General features: G+C 76.8%; 12 protein-coding genes. 5 read left to right on the forward strand and 7 right to left on the reverse strand.

Annotated elements, in window-relative coordinates; translation table 11 throughout:
* Positions 1-160: 160 nt before the first annotated feature.
* Genes ABZ873_RS32050 through ABZ873_RS32060 form a run of 3 tightly spaced genes read right to left on the reverse strand, consistent with a single transcriptional unit; the run spans position 161 to position 4,644 of the window.
* Positions 161-1,222 carry a MoxR family ATPase gene (locus ABZ873_RS32050; protein ID WP_360879647.1) on the reverse strand — a complete coding sequence of 354 codons (1,062 nt, stop codon included), beginning with the start codon at positions 1,220-1,222 and terminating at the stop codon, positions 161-163.
* A 39-nt stretch (positions 1,223-1,261) separates the two neighbouring features.
* Positions 1,262-3,322 (reverse strand): hypothetical protein, encoded by a 2,061-nt coding sequence (locus tag ABZ873_RS32055; RefSeq protein ID WP_360879650.1) that lies wholly within the window; start codon positions 3,320-3,322, stop codon positions 1,262-1,264.
* Positions 3,319-4,644, reverse strand: a complete 1,326-nt coding sequence (locus ABZ873_RS32060; protein WP_360879652.1) for a hypothetical protein — start codon at positions 4,642-4,644, stop codon at positions 3,319-3,321. Before ABZ873_RS32060 ends, ABZ873_RS32055 begins: the two co-directional genes overlap by 4 nt.
* A gap of 236 nt (positions 4,645-4,880) precedes the next feature.
* Here ABZ873_RS32060 and ABZ873_RS32065 point away from each other — a divergent pair, with 236 nt between their 5' ends.
* The gene (locus ABZ873_RS32065; RefSeq protein WP_360879655.1) at positions 4,881-5,861 is read left to right on the forward strand and encodes a serine protease; all 981 of its coding nucleotides are present in this window, start codon (positions 4,881-4,883) and stop codon (positions 5,859-5,861) included.
* A 43-nt stretch (positions 5,862-5,904) separates the two neighbouring features.
* On the opposite strand, the gene ABZ873_RS32070 is transcribed toward ABZ873_RS32065, so the two are convergent.
* Positions 5,905-6,870, reverse strand: a complete 966-nt coding sequence (locus tag ABZ873_RS32070; protein WP_360879658.1) for an oxidoreductase — start codon at positions 6,868-6,870, stop codon at positions 5,905-5,907.
* 146 nt (positions 6,871-7,016) lie between these two features.
* Here ABZ873_RS32070 and cbiE point away from each other — a divergent pair, with 146 nt between their 5' ends.
* From cbiE to ABZ873_RS32090, 4 genes are read left to right on the forward strand one after another with little or no spacing between them, the layout of a single operon-like run.
* The gene (gene cbiE, locus ABZ873_RS32075) at positions 7,017-8,330 is read left to right on the forward strand and encodes a precorrin-6y C5,15-methyltransferase (decarboxylating) subunit CbiE (RefSeq protein ID WP_360879661.1); all 1,314 of its coding nucleotides are present in this window, start codon (positions 7,017-7,019) and stop codon (positions 8,328-8,330) included.
* Positions 8,327-9,076 (forward strand): precorrin-4 C(11)-methyltransferase, encoded by a 750-nt coding sequence (gene cobM, locus ABZ873_RS32080; protein WP_360879664.1) that lies wholly within the window; start codon positions 8,327-8,329, stop codon positions 9,074-9,076. The genes cbiE and cobM overlap by 4 nt, the downstream gene beginning before the upstream one ends.
* Entirely contained in the window at positions 9,066-9,854 is a 789-nt protein-coding gene (locus ABZ873_RS32085) for a cobalt-precorrin-6A reductase (RefSeq protein ID WP_360879667.1), read from the forward strand. Before cobM ends, ABZ873_RS32085 begins: the two co-directional genes overlap by 11 nt.
* Before the next feature lie 46 nt (positions 9,855-9,900).
* Positions 9,901-10,437 (forward strand): GNAT family N-acetyltransferase, encoded by a 537-nt coding sequence (locus ABZ873_RS32090; RefSeq protein ID WP_360879670.1) that lies wholly within the window; start codon positions 9,901-9,903, stop codon positions 10,435-10,437.
* A gap of 40 nt (positions 10,438-10,477) precedes the next feature.
* On the opposite strand, the gene ABZ873_RS32095 is transcribed toward ABZ873_RS32090, so the two are convergent.
* Genes ABZ873_RS32095 through ABZ873_RS32105 form a run of 3 tightly spaced genes read right to left on the reverse strand, consistent with a single transcriptional unit; the run spans position 10,478 to position 13,979 of the window.
* The gene (locus ABZ873_RS32095; RefSeq protein WP_360879673.1) at positions 10,478-12,043 is read right to left on the reverse strand and encodes a precorrin-2 C(20)-methyltransferase; all 1,566 of its coding nucleotides are present in this window, start codon (positions 12,041-12,043) and stop codon (positions 10,478-10,480) included.
* Entirely contained in the window at positions 12,040-12,687 is a 648-nt protein-coding gene (locus tag ABZ873_RS32100; protein WP_360879676.1) for a precorrin-8X methylmutase, read from the reverse strand. The genes ABZ873_RS32095 and ABZ873_RS32100 overlap by 4 nt, the downstream gene beginning before the upstream one ends.
* Positions 12,684-13,979: a cobalamin biosynthesis protein CobG gene (locus ABZ873_RS32105; RefSeq protein WP_360879679.1), complete on the reverse strand. Its 1,296-nt coding sequence runs from the start codon at positions 13,977-13,979 to the stop codon at positions 12,684-12,686. The genes ABZ873_RS32100 and ABZ873_RS32105 overlap by 4 nt, the downstream gene beginning before the upstream one ends.
* Positions 13,980-14,376 lie beyond the last annotated feature (397 nt).

The raw sequence follows: 14,376 nt of genomic DNA on the forward strand, positions 1-14,376 counted from the left end.
CCAGGGCCGCCGGACGGGGCGGGCGCCCCCGGCGGGCGGGCCCCGGCGGGGTCCACCCGGGCCGCCAGCCAGAGGATGTCGGCGATCTCCTCGGGCCCGATGCCGGGGCCGGGGGCCGCGTCCTCGGTGCCGGCGGCGAGCGCGGCGAGCAGGTCCTCGATCACGCCGTGGGCCCGGTCAGCCGCTGCATGACGGTGTCGAGGAACTGCCTGCGGTCGGCGGGCGCGGACCAGGCTCCGGCCAGGCGCAGCTGGATGGCGTTGAGGAGCTGGTCGGTGGCCAGGTCCCCCTCGGCGCCGCGGTCGAGGAAGGCCCGGACGAGGTCCGCGTACTCGGCGTGCTCCTCGATGTCCACGCCGAGCCGTTGGCGCACGATGCGGGCCAGCTTCTCCGGGCCGGGCTGCTCCAGGTGGAGGCGGACGCAGCGGCGCAGGAAGGCGGGCGGGAAATCGCGTTCGCCGTTGCTGGTGAGGACGACGACGGGGAAGTGTCGGCACTGCACGCGGCCCTGGGTGATGCGCACGGTGGCCTCGGGGTCGTCCTCGGTGCCGATGGCGACCGCGGGTTCCTCCTGGGCCAGGCGGGCGAGTTCGGGGATGAGGAAGCCGCCGTCCTCGAAGACGGTGAGGAGGTCGCCGGGGAGGTCGATGTCGCTCTTGTCGATCTCGTCGACGAGCAGCACGCGCGGGCGGGTCTGCGGCAGCAGGGCGGTGCCGAGCGGCCCGAGGCGCAGGTAGCGGGAGATCGACGGCCCGCCCGCGGCGACCGGCCGGTCGGTGGTGCCCGGGGTGCGCAGCTGCTCCAGGCCGGCTTCCTGGAGGCGGCCGACGGCGTCGTAGAGGTAGAGCCCGTCGCGCAGTACGGTGCGGCTGGTGACCGGCCAGTGCAGTACGGGGCCCAGGGCGAGGTCGGCGGCGATGCTGTAGGCGAGGGTGGATTTGCCGACGCCGGGCCTGCCGGTGATCAGCAGGGGCCTGCGCAGGTGCAGGGCGGTGTTGACGACGTCGGTCTCGGGTCCGTCCGGTACGTAGCCCTCGCCGCGCCGCCGGGTGCGCTCCCAGGCCGGTCCCGCGCAGCCGGGGGGCGCGTAGCCGGGGTCGGGGAGGCCGGTGAAGTCCCGCCAGGGCGGCGGGGATCCGGTCTCCAGGCGGGTGCGCCGGTCCTCGCCGGGGCCGCTGCCGTGGTACAGCCACCAGTCCTTCGCCACTGCCTCTGCCTCCATCGTCGGTGTCGGTGTCGCCGTCCGTCAGTGGTCGGGGTGTCAGGCCAGGGACCGGAAGCCCGGTGCGTCGTCGGGATCGTCCCACAGGAGCACCAACTGGTCTTCTTCCGGCGGCCGTTGGCAGGCGCGCACGGCCGCTGCGGCCGCGCCGGCGGCCGCCCGGCGCATCTCGCGCACGCGGGCGGGCAGCGCGAGCACGTCCAGGGCGCCCGGGTCCGGGCGGCCGTCGGGGCCGGCCGGTGCGAGCAGGTCGAGCAGGGCGGGCGCGGGGGTGCCGCCGCCGCGCCGCCAGACCGCCACGGGGATGCCGCCCTCGATGACAGCCTCCAGCAGCCCGGCGTGCGGGGCGGCCGTCGTGTGCGCCAGGACGCAGGCGGGCGCCGGGCCCTCGGCCAGCTCCATGCCGAGCCCGTCGTGGACCTCGTGCTCCTCCACCACCCGGACGGCCTCGGGGTGCCGTCCGCCGCGGCCGTGCAGCCAGCGCCAGCTGGCGTGCCATTCGGCGCGGCTGCCGTCGCGCTCCTGCGGGCAGCGCACCACCACCTGGTGGAGCAGCCCGAGGGCGCGGGCCCGGCCGGCCGGGCCGCGGGGCACCGGCCACTGGTCGAAGCCGGTGTCCAGCAGGGCGTAGGGCACGTCGAACTCGATCCGGTCCACGGCCGTGAAGGTCCGCCGCCCGTACCGGTCGCCGTCCTGCGGCGGGGCGCCCAGGTGCGCGAGCCGCCGGACGAGTTCCCGGCGTACGGAGTCCAGCGCGACCGGCGCGCCCTCCGACTCCCAGACCTGCTCGGTGCGGTCGCCGCGCAGCCAGATCCGGGCCAGGAAGCCGGGTTCCCCGCCGGGCGGCTCCTCCAGCCGGACGTGGACCACGCACGTGCGCGGCGGGGGCGGGGGCGGCGGCAGCACGGGCAGGCCGAGGCGTTCGCGGGTGGCGGCCACCCACTCCCCCAGCCGCCGCGCCCACCGGGTGTCTCCTTCGGCGGCGGCCCGGTCCGCGAGGTGGCGTACGAAGGGCACCGCCAGCGGCATCCCGCCCCGCCCGCCCTGGCGTTCGTCCAGGTCCTGGGCGACCTCCAGCAGGCCGTCCCCGGGCAGTCCGCCGCCGACGGGGGTGGTGCAGCCGGCCGCCGTGAACGCCCACGCGTAGGCGTCGTACGCGCCGCGCGGCAGCTCGCGTCCGGCGAACAGCTCGCCGAGGCCGTCCCACGCCCGCTGGTCGAGCCGGGCCGCGCCGGACAGCAGTGCTCCGGAGGGGTCCTCGTCGAGGAAGGAGCAGGCGTCCCAGTCCCGGTCCACGACGAACTGCGGGAGCTGCCAGCCCTCGCCGCGCGCCCGCAGCTCCTGGAAGGCGCGGTGGATGCTGCGGGCGGCGAGCGGGAGCCCGCCGACGCTCTCGCGGACGGAGTGCCCGCCGAGTTCGTGCAGCAGGGCCTCGGTGAAGCGGCCCGCGCCGCGCTCGGCGTCGTTCTGCGCGGCCTCGCCCTCGCGGGAGGCGTAGAGCCGGAACTGCCGGCGGCCCGGGACGGAGATCCCGCCGCCGTAGTCGGTGGTGCCGAAGTTCCAGCGGGCGTCGCGGGGCGCGTCCACGCGGCAGGAGTCGACCAGTGCGGCCTGGAGCGGGAAGCTGCGCTGCTTGACGAGGTCGGTGCGCCACCAGCGCAGCGCCGAGTCGAGGTTGAGGTGGCGGATCTGGCTGGGGCGGGCGTCGGCGCAGGGCAGCATCAGCTCCTGGCGGGGGCCGAGGTAGCCGTGCCCGGCCCAGAAGATCCACAGCAGGTCCCCGTCGCACTGCGGGAGTTCGTCGAGCAGTGCGGCCTTGACGTTCTCCTCGGTGGCGGGCCGGCAGGCGGTGCGCAGGGCGGCCATGGCCGGGGAGTCCGACCAGTCGAGGGTGTCCGGTGCGTCCAGCGGGGACAGCAGCAGCCGGAGGTTGCCGGGCGGGACCTGGGCGGGGCCGGTCAGCCAGCGGGCGAAGCGCAGGGCGTCGCGGGCCGGGCCGCGCAGGTTCCAGCGGTGGCTGATGTCGTAGCGCTCGACCCCGGCGACCAGCGCGAAGGTGCGCTGCGGTCCGAGGGCCGGGGGCAGGAAGGCGGGGATCACCCGTTCTCCGCGCCGTCCCCCGACCCGCTCACCGGCCCGTTCTCCGCCCCGCTCTCCGGCCCGTCCTCCGCCCCGCTCACCGCCCGCCGGATCCGCTCGTAGAGGGTGTCCTGCTTCCAGTAGGCGCTGTGGCAGGCCGGGAAGGGCTGGCGGCTGCCGATCTCGTGGTCGGTGACGCGGGGGTCGCCGGGGAAGACGGGCCCGGCGAGGTAGGAGAGCATGTCCTGCCGGTCGTAGATGTTGAGCCAGCGCGGGAAGCCGTACGGCAGCTTCGCGCCCGGTTCGAGCGCGGCGAGCGCGCCGAGCTCGTGCAGGAAGGGCGCCTGGGAGCCGACGGTGACCAGCAGTTCCACCCCGGGCACGGCCTCCCCGCGGGCGGCGTCCTCCGCGAGCAGGTCCACCAGGGCGACCCCGCCGAGGCTGTGCCCGATGAGTACGGCCGGCCCGGGGGCGGCGGCGATCCGGGAGCGCAGGAAGGCGCGCAGGTCCTGGCCGCGGGCCTGGTAGCGCAGGATGTCGCCGAGGGCGGGGGTGGCGCCGGCGGTGAGGGAGCCGCGCCAGGCGTTGAGCAGGGGCTGCGTGGTGACCCGCAGGGCGAGCCGGCCGAGGACGGCGGCGGCCCGCGCTCCGGGGACCCGGGCGTCGCCGCCGAGCCGGGTGGTGAGCAGTTCGACGAGGCGGTCGCGCTCGGCGCCGGTGCAGTCGGCGTCGGCCCCGGCGTCGGCCAGCGCGGCGGCGGCGACGGCCCGGGCGAGGGCGGCGGCCAGCTCGCGGGCCTGCGCCGCGCCGCCGGCCCGTTCCGCGGCGCGGGCGGCCTCGGCGGAGCCGGCGGTGGAGGCCAGGGCGGCGGGGTATCCGGCGGCGAGGCCGGTGCCGTGCAGCAGGGCGCCGAGTTCGTCTCCGGGGTACGGCGGAGCGGGCGGCAGTCCGGCCAGCCGGGCGAGCACCCCGGCTCCGGCGGCGCGCACGCCGGGCATCGCGAAGGGGTCGTCCTCCTCGTACGGGGCATCGGCTCCGGTCTCCTGGCCCGGGGTGCCGAAGCCGGCCTCGGCCAGGACCCGTAGCTCGCACAGCGGATCGGCGAGCAGCAGGGCCCATTCGGCGGTGGCGGCGTCCCCGGGGGCGTCGGCGCCGGGTCCGGGCCGCATGCCGGGCACGGAGCGGCCGCCCGCGCCGAGGGTGGCGCCGAAGCGGTCGCCCCAGTAGCAGGAGTCGACGGTGGCACCGGGGAAGCGGGCGGTCAGCCCGTCGCGGACCAGGGCGGACAGCCGGTCGTGCCGCTCGCGCCGTACCCCCGTGCCGTGGACAAAGAGAAAACGCATCGCCGCCCCGCCCCCTCGCGCAGTTCGCCCCGCCCGGGGCACGATAGCGCCGTGCGCCCGGCCGGGTGGGGGGAACGCCCGGTTCGGCCCTGGCGGCGGCCCGCGAGCGCCGGGCGGAAGGCACGCGCGGGCCGGTGGGGCGGGTTGTGAGGACGGACACGTGCCGGCCGCGGAACCCGGGCGGGGATCCCCCCATCGAACGGAGCGTCGGACGCGTACGCGGGTGGAGGGGACAGATGTCCAGCAGGGTTGGGGAGCGGGATCGGAGGCGGGAACGGGGGCGGGGGCTCGGCCGGACCGTCGCCCGCGGCTCCGTCATGATCGGGCTGCTGTGCGCCCTGGTCCTCGCGGGCGCCGGTTACGTGGCCTGGGAGCTGCGCGCCCTCGCCGCCCACCGCGCCGACGGCGATCCCGCGCAGGGCTACTACCAGCAGGACCCCGAGCGCGCGGACCGGACCGCCTCGGCCGTGCGGGACGGGATCCTCCGCGAGGACCCGGAGCCCCCGACGGACGCCGCGGCCTTCGCCGAGCCCGGCGGCGGCCGCCGCTCCGGCGGCTGGCAGCCCTCCGAGCCGCTGGAGGCCCGCCCGGCCCCGGCCGAGCCCACGGCCGGGGCGCTCTTCTCCCCCGGCAACGACGGCGACCCCGACCACCACTGCTCGGGGGTCGTGGTGCACTCCCCCGGCGGTGATCTCGTGGCCACCGCCGCGCACTGCGTGTACGGGGGCGGCTTCCGGACGAACCTGGCCTTCGTGCCGGGCTACCGGGACGGGGTCGCGCCCTTCGGCGTCTGGGTGCCCACCCGGATCGACGTGGACCCGGCCTGGGCCGAGGACCAGGACCCGGACGCGGACGTCGCCTTCGTACGCGTACGCCGCCCCGGCTTCCCCGGGCAGCGGCTGGAGGACGTCACCGGCGCCCGGACCCTCGCCTTCGGCGCTGCCCTGCCCGCGCCGGCCCGGCTCATGGGCTACCCGAACGTCTCCGAGCAGCCGCTGGACTGCCGGACCACGGCCCGCCCGGCGGGGCCCACGCAGCTCCGGCTGGACTGCGCGCACGTCCCCAACGGGACGAGCGGCGGCCCGGTGCTGACCGAGCGCAACGCGTTGATCGGTGTGATCGGCGGCCGGGACGGCGGGGGCGACGACGAGACCTCGTACAGCGTGTACTTCGGCGACCGGATGCGGGCCCTGTACGAGCGGTCGACGCAGCACTGAGCCCGGCCGCCTGCGCGCGCCCCGGCCCGCGCAGGGCTCCGTATCAGCGGGGCAGGGCCGCGTACGAGACGCCCGTCAGCCGTTCCGAGGCCGCCCACAGCTCCTCGCCGGCCGCGTCGTCCAGGGTCCACCCCGCCCGCCAGGAGGCCGCGGGCGCCCCGCGCCAGCCGAAGCGCGGGCCGATGAAGGCGTCCTGGCCGACGCCGGGCGCGGTGGCCGCGTACAGGCTGGGCAGCGCGCCCGAGGCGGTCGGCTGGGCCAGGACCGCGTCACCGAGGGCCGCCAGCCGCGAGGTGAGGGTACGGCCCTCCAGCGCGGCCGCTCCGGCGTGCAGGTTGCTGGAGGCGTAGCCGGGGTGGGCCGCGGCAGCGGTGATCCGGCCGCCCGCGGCGGTGAAGCGGCGGGCCAGCTCGTGCGTGAACAGCAGATTGGCGGTCTTGGAGCGGCCGTAGGCGCTCCAGCGGCGGTAGCCGGCCGCGCTGTCCGCGCTGCCGAACCCGCCGGTCCCGGCCGGGCCGGCCGGCCCGGAGGGGATCCGCCCGAGGACGTGGAAGCCGCTGGAGACGTTGACGATGCGGGCCCCGGCGGGCGCGGCCCGCAGCCGTGGCAGCAGCAGCCCGGTGAGCGCGAAGTGCCCGAGGTGGTTGACCCCGAACTGCGTCTCGAAGCCGTCGGCGGTCCGCCCGAACGGCAGCGCCATCACCCCCGCGTTGTTCACCAGCAGGTCGAGGGCGGCCCGCCGCTCCCCGTAGGCGGCCGCGAACTCCCGTACGGACCCCAGATCGGCCAGGTCCAGCGGCAGGAACTCCGCCTCAGCGCCCGGCACCTCCGCGCGCAGCCGGACCACGGCGGCCCGGCCGCGGGCGGCGCTGCGGCAGGCCAGCACCACGGCCGCCCCGCGGCGGGCGAGCTCCCGGGCGGTCACATAGCCGATGCCGCTGTTCGCGCCGGTCACGACGGCGGTCCGGCCGCTCTGGCCGGGAATGTTCGCGGTGGTCCAGCCGGACATGGCAGCTCCCTCGTCGCACGGTCGCCCACCGAGCGTAGACCGGGGCCCGCGGCGGCCCGTACCAGGGTGGGCGCGGACGGCGGAACCGCAGGCCAGTAGGCTGCGGGTCCGCCCTCCGTCCCTTCCCGTCCCCGAGGTACCGCGCAGTGAGCTCCGCACCGCCCCCCGCACCCGTGACGGTCGTCGGCCTCGGCGCCGACGGCTGGGCCGGGCTCACCGCCGCCGCCCGGGCCGCGCTGTCCTCGGCCGAGGTGCTGATCGGCGGGCCGCGCCAGCTGGACCTGCTGCCGGCCGCCGACTGCCCCGGCGAGCGGGTGGCCTGGCCGAGCCCGCTGCGCCCGGCCGTCCCGAAGCTCATGGCCGAGCACTCCGGCCGCCGGATCGCGGTCCTGGCCAGCGGCGACCCGATGTTCTACGGCATCGGCCGCGCCCTCGCCGAGGAGCTGGGGCCCGGCGCGCTGCGCGTGCACCCGCACCCCTCGTCGGTGTCCTACGCCTGCGCCCGGCTGGGCTGGCCCGTGGAGGACACCGAGGTGGTCACCGTGGTGGGCCGCCCGGTGGCCCGGCTGGCGGCCGCCCTGCACGAGGGGCGCCGGGTGCTGGTGCTCAGCGCCGGGACCGCCTCCCCGGCGGAGATCGCCGCGCTGCTGCGGGAGCGGGGCTTCGGCCCGAGCCGGATGCGGGTGCTGGAGCAGCTGGGCTCCGAGCGCGAGGACGCGTACGAGGGCCACGCGGACGGCTGGGACCACGCGCCGGGCGATCCGCTGAACGTGGTGGCCGTCGACTGCCGCCGGGACCGCGCGCACCCGGCGCCGCGCCTGGGCGCAACCCCCGGCCTGCCGGACGCCGCGTACGAGCACGACGGGCAGCTCACCAAGCGCCATGTTCGGGCGGCGACCCTGTGCGCGCTGGCCCCAGCGCCCGGCGAGCTGCTGTGGGACATCGGCGGCGGCTCCGGTTCCATCGGCATCGAGTGGATGCGTACGCACCCCTCCTGCCGTGCGGTGGCGGTGGAGCGCGTCCCGGAGCGGGCCGCGCGGATCACCCGTAACGCGGCGGCGCTGGGCGTGCCCGGACTGCGCGTGGTCGTCGGCTCGGCGCCGGGGGCGCTGGAGGGGCTGCCGGCCCCCGACGCGGTGTTCATCGGCGGCGGGCTGACCGCCCCGGGGCTGCTGGACGCGGTCTGGTCGGCGCTGGCGCCGGGCGGCCGGCTGGTGGTGAACACGGTCACGCTGGAGTCGGAGGCGGTGCTCGCCGAGCGCTACCGGCGGCACGGCGGCGAGCTGGTGAAACTGGCCGTGGCGCATGCCGTCCCGGTCGGCGGGTTCACGGGCTGGCGGCAGGCGATGCCGGTCACGCAGTGGTCGGTGACGAAGCCGGTGACGGCGGCGCGAGCGGTGACGGAGACGGCGATGGCGACGCCGATGGCGATGGCGACGGACGAGAAGGATCAGACATGACCGTGTACTTCATCGGTGCGGGCCCCGGCGCCGCCGACCTGATCACGGTGCGCGGTGCCCGGACCCTGGCCGCCGCGCCCGTGTGCCTGTACGCCGGCAGCCTCGTGCCGCGCGAGCTGCTGGCCGAATGCCCGCCGGACGCCCGGCTGGTGGACACCGCGCAGCTGAACCTGGACGAGATCGTCGCCGAATGCGTACGGGCGCACGAGGCGGGCCAGGACGTGGCGCGGCTGCACTCCGGTGACCCGTCGATCTTCAGCGCGGTGGCCGAGCAGATGCGCCGGCTGGACGCGGCGGGCATCCCCTACGAGGTGGTGCCCGGAGTCCCGGCCTTCGCCGCCGCGGCCGCCGCCCTCAAGCGGGAGCTGACGGTGCCCACCGTGGGCCAGACCGTCATCCTGACCCGGATCGCCCAGCAGGCCACCCCGATGCCGCCCGGCGAGGACCTGGCCACGCTGGGCCGCAGCGGCGCCCTGCTGGTCCTGCACCTGGCCACGCGCTATGTGGACCGCGTGGTGGAGGAGCTGCTGCCGCACTACGGGGCCGAGTGCCCGGTGGCGGTGGTGGCGATGGCCAGCCGCCCCGACGAGCTGATCCTGCGCGGCACGCTGACCGATATCGCGGCCCAGGTGAAGGAGGCGGGCCTGGTCCGCACGGCCGTGATCGTGGTGGGCCGCACGCTCGGCGCGGAGCAGTTCCGCGACAGCCACCTGTACTCCCCCGAGCGCGACCGGCATGTCTGCTGAACCGGCGCCCCTCCCCGCCCGTCACGTCCTGGTCCTGGGCGGCACGACGGAGGCCCGCCGCCTCGCGGAGGCACTGGCCGCCGACCCGTCCTGCCAGGTGACCACGTCGCTGGCGGGCCGGGTCGCCGCGCCCGTGCTCCCGCCGGGCGGCACCCGGATCGGCGGCTTCGGCGGCATCGCGGGCCTCGCGGCGTGGATTGTCGCGCACGACGTCACCCATGTGGTCGACGCCACCCATCCGTTCGCGGAGCGGATGAGCTTCCACGCCGCCGAGGCGGAGGCCCTCACCGGGGTCCCGCTGGTGGCGCTGCGGCGCCCCGGCTGGACCCCGGAGCCGGGGGACGACTGGACCTTCGTGGACTCGCTGGACGAGGCGGCCGCCCGGCTGCCCGCCCTGGGCTCCCGCGCGTTCCTGACCACCGGGCGGATGGGCCTGCACGCCTTCGCGCACCTCACGGACACCTGGTTCCTGGTGCGTTCGGTGGACCCTCCGCAGGCGCCGGTGCCGCCGCGTCTGGAAGTCCTGCTCGCACGGGGCCCGTTCGGCCTGGACGACGAGCGGGAGCTGATCGCCCGGCACCGTGTCGACGTCCTGGTGACGAAGGACAGCGGCGGCTCGGCCACCGCCCCCAAGCTGACCGCCGCCCGCGAGGCGGGCATCCCGGTGCTGGTGGTCCGCCGCCCGGCGGTCCCGGAGGGCGTACGGGAGACCGGCTCCGTCGAGGCCGTCCTGGACTGGCTGCTGGGCCGGGGACCGGCGGGCGGGGCGCGGCCCTGAGGAAAAGGCGTTGCCCGGCGCCGCGGGCTGCCGTTGGGTGGGGAGCATGACCGAACTGCGTACCGACCGCCTCCTGCTGCGCCGCTGGCGCGACTCCGATCTCGGCCCGTGGGCGGAGATGAACGCCGACCCCGAGGTACGCCGCCATCTGGGCGCCCTCCTCACCCGCGAGCAGAGCGAGGCGTCGGTCCGGCGGTTCGAGGCCGCCTTCGACCGGCGGGGCTACGGCTGGTGGGCGGTGGAGGTCCGGGCCACGGGCGCGTTCATCGGCTTCGCGGGCCTGGACGAGGTGGACGGGAACATGCCCTTCACCGGGGTCGAGACCGGCTGGCGCCTCGCCCGCCCGGCCTGGGGCCACGGCTACGCGACGGAGGCCGCCCGCACGGTCCTGTCCCACGCCTTCGACGTCCTCGGTCTCCCCGAGGTCCTGGCCGTGACCACCGCGGACAACCTCCGCTCGCAGGCGGTGATGACCCGCCTCGGCATGACCCGCGACCCGGCGGAGGACTTCGACGACCCGGACGCCCCGGAGGGCCCCCTGCGCCCGAACGTCCTCTTCCGCCTCCCGCGGACGGCTTCCTGAACCGGCCCCCGCCGCAGAGGGCGGAGGCCGGTGCGGCCGGTCACGGGTAGCGGCGGGGGGTCCAGGTGAGGCGGGTGCCGTCGGGGCGGGTGCTGAGCCGCGTCTGCGAGGAGCCGATCAGGAGGATCGTGCGCATGTCGACCTCGGAAGGCTCCAGCTCCGCGAGCGTGAGGATCCGTACGGACTGCTCCGGGCCGCCCACGTCGCGCGCGACGACCACCGGGGTCTGCGGCGAGCGCAGTTCCAGCAGCAGTTCGCGGGCCTGTGCCACCTGCCAGGTGCGGCTGCGCGAGCCGGGGTTGTAGAGGGCCAGGACCAGATCGGCCGCGGCGGCGGCGCGCAGGCGTTCCGCGATGACCTCCCACGGCTTGAGCCGGTCGGAGAGGGAGACCGTCGCGTAGTCGTGGCCGAGCGGCGCCCCGGCCGCGGCGGCGGCCGCGTTGGCGGCGGTCACGCCCGGCAGGACCCGGACGGGCACGTCCGCGTACTCCGGCTGGGCGGCCACCTCCAGGACGGCCGTGGCCATCGCGAAGACGCCCGGGTCGCCGCCGGAGACCACGGCCACCCGCCGGCCGCGGCGGGCCAGGTCGAGGGCGAACTCGGCGCGCTCGGACTCCACCTTGTTGTCCGAGCCGTGCCGGACCTGGCCCGGCTTCACCGGCACCCGGTCCAGGTAGGTGGTGTACCCCACCAGTACCTCGGCGTCCGCGAGCGCCCGCCGCGTCTGCGGGGTGAGCCACAGCGGGCCGGCCGGGCCGGTGCCGACCACCACGACCTCGCCGGGCCCGGACGGCACGCTGCCCGGGTTGCCGATCCGGCTGGGCACGACGGCGACGGCGAAGTACGGCACGCTGCCGGCGTCCGTGTCCGCGAGGGAGCCGGTGCGCTCACCGGCCATGGTGGCGCGCTCGACGTAGCGGGCCTCCGCGAGCCGCCCGCTGGCCTCCATCGCCCCGCGCACGGCGGGGAAGGTCCGGCCGAGCTTCATCACGACGGCCGAGTCGGTGGCCGCGAGCCGGGCGGTGAGCTCGTCCTCCGGGAGCGTGCCGGGGAGGATCGTCAGTACCTCCTCGCCCTCGACCAGCGGCGTCCCGAGCCGCGCGGCGGCGGCGCTGACCGAGGTCACACCGGGCACGACCTCGGTCTCGTACCGCTCCGCGAGCCGCTTGTGCATGTGCATGTACGAGCTGTAGAAGAGCGGATCGCCCTCCGCGAGCACGGCCACGGTCCGCCCGGCGTCCAGGTGGGCGGCGAGCCGGTCGGCGGCCGAGGCGTAGAACTCCTCCATCGCGCCCTGGTAGCCGCCGGGGTGGTCGGTGGTCTCGGTGGTGACCGGGTAGACCAGCGGCTCCTCGATGTGGCTCTCGCGCAGGTGCTTGGCGGCGATCGAGCGGGCGATGGAGCGGCCGTGGCGGGCGCTGTGGTAGGCGACGACGTCCGCCTGACCGATCACCTCGACGGCCCGCAGCGTCATCAGATTCGGGTCGCCGGGGCCGAGGCCGACGCCGTAGAGGCGTCCCTTGGGCGTGGCCTGGTCGGCGGTGGTCCGGTCGGCGGTGGGCTGCGGGGCGGTGGTCCGGTCGGCGGTGGGCTGCTCGGCGCTCATTCGGCCACGCTCGCGATGGCGTTGAGGGCGGCGGCGGCGATGGCGCTGCCGCCGCGGCGGCCGCGCACGATCAGGTGGTCGAGCCCGGAGGGGTGGGCGGCGAGGGCGTCCTTGGACTCGGCGGCGCCGATGAAGCCGACGGGCACGCCGATGACGGCCGCCGGGCGCGGGGCGCCCTCCTCGATCATCTCCAGCAGCCGGAAGAGCGCGGTCGGCGCGTTGCCGACGGCGATCACCGAGCCCTCCAACAGGCCCCGGTCCCGCCAGACTTCGAGGGCGGCGGCGCTGCGCGTCGTACCCATCCGCGCGGCGAGCTCCGGCACCGAGGGGTCGGACAGCGTGCAGATCACCTCGTTGTCGGCCGGCAGCCGCTTGCGGGTGACCCCGCTGGCCACCATCTGCACGTCGCAGAGGATCGGCGCGCCCGCCTCCAGCGCGGCCCGGGCCCGCAGCACGACCTCGGGGGTGTACCCGAGGTCCTGCGGGAGATCGGTCATCCCGCAGGCGTGGATCATGCGCACCGCGACCTGGGCGACCGAGGCGGGCAGCCCGGAGAGATCCGCCTCGGCGCGGATCGTGGCAAAGGACTGGCGGTAGATCGCGGCGCCGTCCTTCTCGTACTGGAACACGGTGTACTCGCTCATTTCTTCACTGCGGGGTCGGTATCGGGCTGGGGCTCTGAGGTGGTCGCACGCGCGGCGGACAGGGCGGCGGCCAGATCGGCGGGACGGTCCCACTCCCGGCCCTGGACGGAGAGCCGGTACGCGCCGCCGTCCTCCGCGGCGAGCACATCCACCCACCGCGTGCCGCGCGGGTGTCCGCAGCGGCGCTCGCAGCCGGACCAGTGCACGGGCAGCTCCCCCCGCGTCCGCTCCACGAGGGCCCGCGCGTCGGCCCGTACGTCGGCCCGGGACTTGGCACAACCGGGCTGCCCGGCACAGGCGGTGACGGACCGCCAGGCCGTATCGGGCGAGAAGGCCAGCCCGGCTTCCCGCAGCAGGTCAAGCCGGTCGGTGCCGCCCGCGTCCGGCAGTACGACGGTACGCCAGGGGGTGATCCGCATCCCGTCCCCCTCGGCCAGCCGCACGAGGACCCGCCACTGGGCGGTGCTCAGCCGGCCGAACGGCGGCAGCACGCACAGCGGATCGCCGGCTCCGGGCGCGGGCGGCGCGGCGTACGGCCACTCCACCGCCTCCACCACCGCGGCCCCGATCCCGGCCCCCGTCAACCGGGCCGCGAACACGCCCTCTTCGAGCCGGTACTGCCCCGGCAGCTCACCGACACGCCAGGCCCGCGTCCCGGCGGCGTCCACGGCATCGAGAAAGTACTCGGCGGCGAGCAGTGCGGCCCGCGGCGCGTCCCGCGAGGCGACGGCCACGGCTCCGGCGGCGGACCCGAGCCGTACGAGGACCCGCTCGCCGGGGGCGTCCGGCCGCCCGAGCACGGTGACGTCCGGCTCCAGGGCGGCCACGTCCCCGCGCCCGTCGTCGAGCGCGAACAGGAACCGCCCGGACAGGGCGGTGACCCGCGTGTTCGCGCAGAGCAGCCGGTCCAGCTCGCGGACCCAGGGCAGCACCGCCGGGGAGGTGGGGGTGGCCACGATGTTCCGTACCCGCTCGTGCGCGGGCGCGGGCAGCAGCCCGGCGGCGTCCAGCAGCTCCCCGAGCCCGGCACCGCACCCGTCGGCGAGCCCGCGCAGCTGCACGTTGCCGCGGGAGGTGAGCTCCAGGTGTCCGTCCCCGAAGCGGTCGGCGGCCACCGCCAGCAGCTCCCCCTGTCGCACACCGAGGGCTCCCCCGGGGATCCGGACCCGCGCGAGGAACCCGTCGTCGGCGGCGTGCAGCCGCAACGCACCGGGGCAGGCGTCACCACGGTCCCGTATGACGGGTTCGTCCCGCGATACGGCGGAGGGCGGCGTGGGCATGGCGGCGAGCATACCCACGTTTCCGACCCCCTGACCTGTGTCCATCACCACCCCAACCCCGAACCGAGACCTGTTCAGCCCCGCGAGCCGAATCCCAGCCCTCAAGATCCAGCCCCGCCCGGATCCCGCCCCGCTGACCACTTCCAGCCCCGCCGCCCAATTCCAGCCCCGCCGGCGTTTGAGGCGCGGGGTCCGGGGCGGAGCCCCGTGCACACGGGCCCGCACCGCCACCCAAATCCGGCCCCTCCCAGGTCCCAGCCCCGTCGGCCCAAATCCAGCCCCGCCAAATCCAGCCTCGCCGGCGTTTGAGGCGCGGGGTCCGGGGCAGAGCCCCGCGCACACGGGCCCGCACCGCCACCCAAATCCGGCCCCTCCCAGGTCCCAGCCCCGTCGGCCCAAATCCAGCCCC

It is taken from the genome of Streptomyces sp. NPDC047014, assembly GCF_040644195.1.
Classification (GTDB): domain Bacteria; phylum Actinomycetota; class Actinomycetes; order Streptomycetales; family Streptomycetaceae; genus Streptomyces.